Source organism: Moraxella sp. (assembly GCF_024227015.1).
Taxonomy (GTDB): domain Bacteria; phylum Pseudomonadota; class Gammaproteobacteria; order Pseudomonadales; family Moraxellaceae; genus Moraxella.
In genome coordinates this window covers 1-4,701 of sequence record NZ_JAAELD010000186.1, presented here as the reverse complement: position 1 = coordinate 4,701, position 4,701 = coordinate 1, and the positions used below count along the sequence as shown (strand labels likewise).

The 4,701-nt window shown below is 42.4% G+C and carries 7 protein-coding genes and 1 pseudogene; 6 read left to right on the top strand and 2 right to left on the bottom strand.

Going from position 1 to position 4,701, the window contains the following annotated elements; all coding sequences use genetic code 11:
* Positions 1-6 precede the first annotated feature (6 nt).
* A pseudogene (locus GY683_RS09600) lies at positions 7-72 on the top strand (hypothetical protein); the annotation flags it as partial.
* 3 nt (positions 73-75) lie between these two features.
* On the opposite strand, the gene GY683_RS04190 reads toward GY683_RS09600, so the two are convergent.
* Together GY683_RS04190 and GY683_RS04185 are read right to left on the bottom strand one after the other, a co-directional pair.
* Complete coding sequence (locus GY683_RS04190; protein WP_297287553.1) at positions 76-378, bottom strand: Sua5/YciO/YrdC/YwlC family protein; 303 nt, start codon at positions 376-378, stop codon at positions 76-78.
* A 19-nt stretch (positions 379-397) separates the two neighbouring features.
* On the bottom strand, positions 398-1,117 hold the full coding sequence (locus GY683_RS04185) for an elongation factor P hydroxylase (protein WP_297287552.1): 720 nt from the start codon (positions 1,115-1,117) through the stop codon (positions 398-400).
* A 147-nt stretch (positions 1,118-1,264) separates the two neighbouring features.
* Here GY683_RS04185 and GY683_RS04180 point away from each other — a divergent pair, with 147 nt between their 5' ends.
* The 5 genes from GY683_RS04180 to acpP all read left to right on the top strand — a co-directional run bounded on the left by GY683_RS04180 (position 1,265) and on the right by acpP (position 4,545).
* Positions 1,265-1,828, top strand: a complete 564-nt coding sequence (locus tag GY683_RS04180; protein ID WP_297287551.1) for a YceD family protein — start codon at positions 1,265-1,267, stop codon at positions 1,826-1,828.
* A gap of 237 nt (positions 1,829-2,065) precedes the next feature.
* The gene (rpmF, locus tag GY683_RS04175) at positions 2,066-2,248 is read left to right on the top strand and encodes a 50S ribosomal protein L32 (RefSeq protein WP_046697072.1); all 183 of its coding nucleotides are present in this window, start codon (positions 2,066-2,068) and stop codon (positions 2,246-2,248) included.
* A 189-nt stretch (positions 2,249-2,437) separates the two neighbouring features.
* Positions 2,438-3,391 (top strand): ACP S-malonyltransferase, encoded by a 954-nt coding sequence (gene fabD / locus GY683_RS04170; RefSeq protein ID WP_297287550.1) that lies wholly within the window; start codon positions 2,438-2,440, stop codon positions 3,389-3,391.
* Positions 3,388-4,116, top strand: coding sequence for a 3-oxoacyl-ACP reductase FabG (gene fabG / locus GY683_RS04165; RefSeq protein ID WP_297287549.1), 729 nt, complete (start codon positions 3,388-3,390; stop codon positions 4,114-4,116). The genes fabD and fabG overlap by 4 nt, the downstream gene beginning before the upstream one ends.
* Positions 4,117-4,311: 195 nt before the next feature.
* Positions 4,312-4,545: an acyl carrier protein gene (acpP, locus tag GY683_RS04160; protein WP_036364227.1), complete on the top strand. Its 234-nt coding sequence runs from the start codon at positions 4,312-4,314 to the stop codon at positions 4,543-4,545.
* The last annotated feature ends 156 nt before the right edge of the window (positions 4,546-4,701 follow it).

Genomic DNA, 4,701 nt, shown 5'->3' with positions numbered 1-4,701 from the left:
GTTCCGATGATAAGGTCTGGCATGATCGATTATATCGTGACCACTGGAGCCAATTTATATCACGACCTGCATCACTCACTGGATCTCCACCTGACACAGGGGACACCTTTCGTTGATGATACGGAATTGTTCGTCGTTAATGTCGGCATGGGCTGACGCATTGCTGATATTTCGGCAAACAATCACATGCTGATCTTTTTGTTTAACGGTGGGTATTTTTGAAACCTTTGCCAATGCATCTTTAGCAGTGATGTGCGTTAATAGCGCGTAACCGATTTCAGTGGGGTATGCGATGATTTGCCCGTCTCGGAGCACTTGTTTAATTTGCTCTAATAGTCTTGGCTGTGGATTTTGTGGGTGTAGATAAATTGTCTTCATGGTTGTCCTTGTGATTGCATTATTGAAAGTTTTGACAGATTGTTAAAAACATCCATATAAGCCGACGAGCATCTCTTGGTAGCTTATCAGGATGGTTAAGATATTGATTGGCTTGATCATATACATCATGAGCAAAGGTACTCTTTGTGGTATCAAAATCAGCGTTCAGATTATCCTGCGATACATAAAAATATCGCCCACAGGCTTGGTTGAGTAGGCATTCAATAGCCTGCGGTTCGATTTCTACTTGTTCAAAGATGGCTTGAGTCTGCTCATCACGGCCGTCAGATTCATACCAATAGCCAAAATCATTAAGTGTGCGTCGATGCTTGCCTGCGATACACCAATGGCTGATCTCATGCAAGGCGCTGGCAAAGAATCCATGGGCAAATTCAATGCGTGCAGGGCTTCCTGCTTCGCTTGGGAAATATTCGGGTTCGTTTTCGCCTCGCACCAGTATGGTCGGCATGATATCAATGTTTTTTTGATTAAACATTTGGTTGAATAGTTTTATGAGCCAATCTGTCAGTGCCTCATCATCGTTATGATCGATATTCTGCCATGTGTCACGAAAATTGCCTAACTCTCTGGCGGTGAAATTTTGGGTGATTTTTTTGATGTCATCTTGATCTCGCAGTAACTTGAATAGATTTTGCCAAAGATTGAAAACGTGATTTTTGTTGTCACTCTGATTAAGTGCAAGGTCTGGTGAGAGGTCGTAAAATGAAATGAAAGTCATGATTATTGAATTGCAAATTTTTTGTATTATAGCATTATTTGTCTCTGTAAGATAAATCTGATGATGGGTTAATAAGCTCATACAAAATAGCCGTGAAAATATTCCTAATTTATGAAATAATACGCCTAATATTAAAATAGGAAATCCATGATGACGCAATCAATCAATCAATCTAATTCCAGCCAAGAGCTGCCTGCCAATATTCTGCTTGAGAAATGGGCTGATATTGGTTTTTCTTGGTCTGGCGAGGTGGCTGTAGAGAGTTTCGAGCGACTTTCAAAAAATTTAATTCTACAAGAGCAAAATCAACAGGTTAAGAATCTTAATCTTAAAGTGAATCTGCAAAAAATAGACGGCACCCTGTGGCTGAACTATGAAGTTGCAGGTAAGCTTATTACCCCGTGTCAGCGATGTCTTGAACCGACGACCGTGGATGTCACGGGGGATTATCGATTGGCGATTTTATTCAATGAATCTCAGGCTGATCAAGTGCAGGACGCTGAATATGTGTTGGTTGATGAACTAAACCCTTCTGACTCTCGTAAAATGCTGCCTATCAAGGATCTGCTAGAGGATGAGCTTTTGCTTGTGCTACCATTATCTCCACGCCATGACGACTGTGAAATGCCAATTGAGATGGTAGAAGATGAAGAGGAGGCGGCCGATAACCCATTTGCAGCATTGGCTGCACTAAAAGGGCAATTAAATTAACTTAATGTTTGATTGGTTTAGAAAAAGTTTTGTAATTTTTTATGTTTAGGCTTTGAAAAATCAAAAAGTTTTCGGTATAATACAGCGTTTATTGTGCTTAAGTTAGATGAGCAAGGCAAAAGGTGCTATGTCTTGGCTGTATTTTTACAATATCATCCTAAGCAAACCAATTTTCACTTTATTTTGGCGATTGGGACGATTATGATTGTCTTGATCTGACGAATTTTAGGAGCTATCATGGCAGTTCAACAAAACCGCAAAAGCCGTTCACGCCGCGACATGCGTCGTTCACACGACCGTATGGTAGTGAACACTCTAAGCATTGATTCTACTACTGGCGAAAAACATCTTCGCCACCACGCGACCAAAGACGGTTTTTACCGTGGTCGTCAGCTGTTCAAGGTAAGCCAAGACAGCTAATCGGTAGATAATACCAATAAGCCAAGCCGTGTTGTTTGTTCAATGCGCTTGGCTTTTTATTTTGGCAAGTTCACTAAGCTTGAGGTGCTAAAATTAGTAAACAAATGTTTATTTTTTATGTTAGAATGCACCTAATTTGGATTCATTATCCAATAAAATAAATAGTCATAAACACAAAATAGGTATCGTATGGCAGAAAATAATACCATGAAACGCGTTGCGGTAGTTTTCCCTGGTCAAGGTTCGCAAGCAGTTGGCATGATGAATGAGCTGGCAGAGCATTTTCCTATTGTAAAGTCAACCTTCGATGAGGTGAGTGCAGCGCTTGGATTTGACCTTTGGGAAATCACTCAGGATGAGTCACGCCTACATAAGACAGAATACACGCAGCCTGCGTTATTAGCAGCGAGTGTTGCGATTTGGCATATTGTTAAGGATAAATTAGGCGCTCAAGGCGTTAAGCCTGTCTGTCTGGCCGGTCACTCATTGGGCGAATATAGTGCCTTGGTAGCAGGCGGTGTATTAAGCTTGGCGGATGCTGTTAAATTGGTTCACGAGCGTGGCAAATACATGACACAAGCGGTTGCAGGTATTGACACTCAAATGGCAGCCGTGCTCGGTCTTGATGATGAACAAGTGGCCAGCCTGTGTGAGGACGCAACTCAGAATGCTGGCATCGTGAACCCTGCTAACTTTAATAGCCCAGGTCAAGTGGTGATCGCAGGCACAGAAGTGGGTGTTAGCCATGTGTTGGCATCGGTTGAAAACCTAGGTAAAAAAGCCGTACCACTAAAAGTATCCGTGCCATCACATTGTCAGCTGATGAATCCTGCAACAGATAAGTTGGCAGCGCTACTGAGCGACACGGCATTCAAACAAGCAGAGATCCCTGTCATTCAGAACCGCCACGCTGTCGTTCATGATGACATTAATGACATTAAGACTTCATTGATTGAGCAGCTGTCTATGCCTGTTCAATGGGCTAAAACCATGCGAAAACTGGCTGATAAACATATCGATGTTATCATCGAATGCGGTCCTGGTAATGTCCTATCAAATCTTGCCAAGCGCCAGGCCGAGCCAATCACAGCTCTGCCTACTGATAAATTGGCGCGCCTTGAGAAATTGGAGAATTTAGCATGAGCAGAAAGATTGTATTAGTAACGGGCGCTAGCCGAGGTATCGGCCGTGCCATCGCGCAAAAATTTGCAGAAGAAGGTCATTTTGTCATCGGCACAGCGACCAGCGAAAAGGGTGCTGAAGCCATTGAAGAATATCTAAGCGAAGCTGGTGGTATCGGCCGCGTGTTGGATGTTTGCGATGAAGAAGCGATCGATAACCTATTTGAAGAGATTGACAGCGTTTATGGCAGCGTCAATGTCCTTGTTAATAATGCTGGTATCACCAAAGACGGTCTTTTGATGCGTATGAAAAATGAAGACTGGTCTGATGTTATTGACACCAACCTAACTTCTATTTATCGCACCTCACGTCGCGCCATCAAAGGCATGATGAAGGCGCGCTCTGGACGTATTATTAATATCACGTCAGTGGTGGGTCAGATGGGTAATGCTGGTCAAGCTAACTACGCCGCCAGTAAAGCAGGTGTTGAGGGCTTTACCCGTGCGTTGGCTCGTGAGATCGGATCGCGTGGTGTGACAGTAAACTGCGTTGCACCCGGTTTTGTTGAGACTGACATGACTGAAGAGCTTGATGAACGCCTTATCAACTCTATGCTAGACGCTGTTCCGTTAGGACGCATGGCGCAGCCTGAAGAGATCGCGGCGGCGGTGACTTTTTTGGCGAGCGATGAAGCCAGCTATATTACAGGCGAAGTGTTGGCTGTCAATGGCGGCATGTACATGTAATGGCATATTTTTTATAAAATAATTGACAAATTTTTGATTTGTGATTATTATTTATCTTAAATTGTGTACAACTGTATTCATAAAACTTGCACTATCCGTGAAAATGTTTTATGATACGCTAAATTTCTGATAAATAGTTAAAATCAGCATGGTGCTGATAAGTAGCATTTATCCATCGATTTAAAGGAAATACCTATGAGCGATATCGAAGCTAAAGTAAAAGACGCAGTGGCTGAACAACTTGGTCTAAACGTTGCTGACATCAATAACGACGCGTCATTCATGGACGATCTAGGTGCAGATTCTCTAGACCTAGTTGAGCTTGTAATGGCATTTGAAAGCAACTTCGGCATCACCATCCCTGATGAAGATTCTGCTGAACTTACTACTGTTCAAAAAGCAATCGACTACGTCACTGCTAAGCTTTAATTGATTAAAGCCAGATCACAGAACCACCCATTTTGGGTGGTTTTTTATTGCCATTGATTGATACTAAGTAGCAATCTAAACTACAATTGATAACAATTTCATAGCAAAACTTAGCGATTCTGCGGGTTAATTTTTGGTAAGATGATCTTAATTGAT

Excerpts from the sequence above, each read along its gene's own strand:
- GY683_RS04190 (WP_297287553.1), bottom strand. The coding sequence starts at position 378 with ATGAAGACAATTTATCTACACCCACAAAATCCACAGCCAAGACTATTA.
- GY683_RS04185 (WP_297287552.1), bottom strand. The coding sequence starts at position 1,117 with ATGACTTTCATTTCATTTTACGACCTCTCACCAGACCTTGCACTTAAT.
- GY683_RS04180 (WP_297287551.1), top strand. The coding sequence starts at position 1,265 with ATGATGACGCAATCAATCAATCAATCTAATTCCAGCCAAGAGCTGCCT.
- rpmF (WP_046697072.1), top strand. The coding sequence starts at position 2,066 with ATGGCAGTTCAACAAAACCGCAAAAGCCGTTCACGCCGCGACATGCGT.
- fabD (WP_297287550.1), top strand. The coding sequence starts at position 2,438 with ATGGCAGAAAATAATACCATGAAACGCGTTGCGGTAGTTTTCCCTGGT.
- fabG (WP_297287549.1), top strand. The coding sequence starts at position 3,388 with ATGAGCAGAAAGATTGTATTAGTAACGGGCGCTAGCCGAGGTATCGGC.
- acpP (WP_036364227.1), top strand. The coding sequence starts at position 4,312 with ATGAGCGATATCGAAGCTAAAGTAAAAGACGCAGTGGCTGAACAACTT.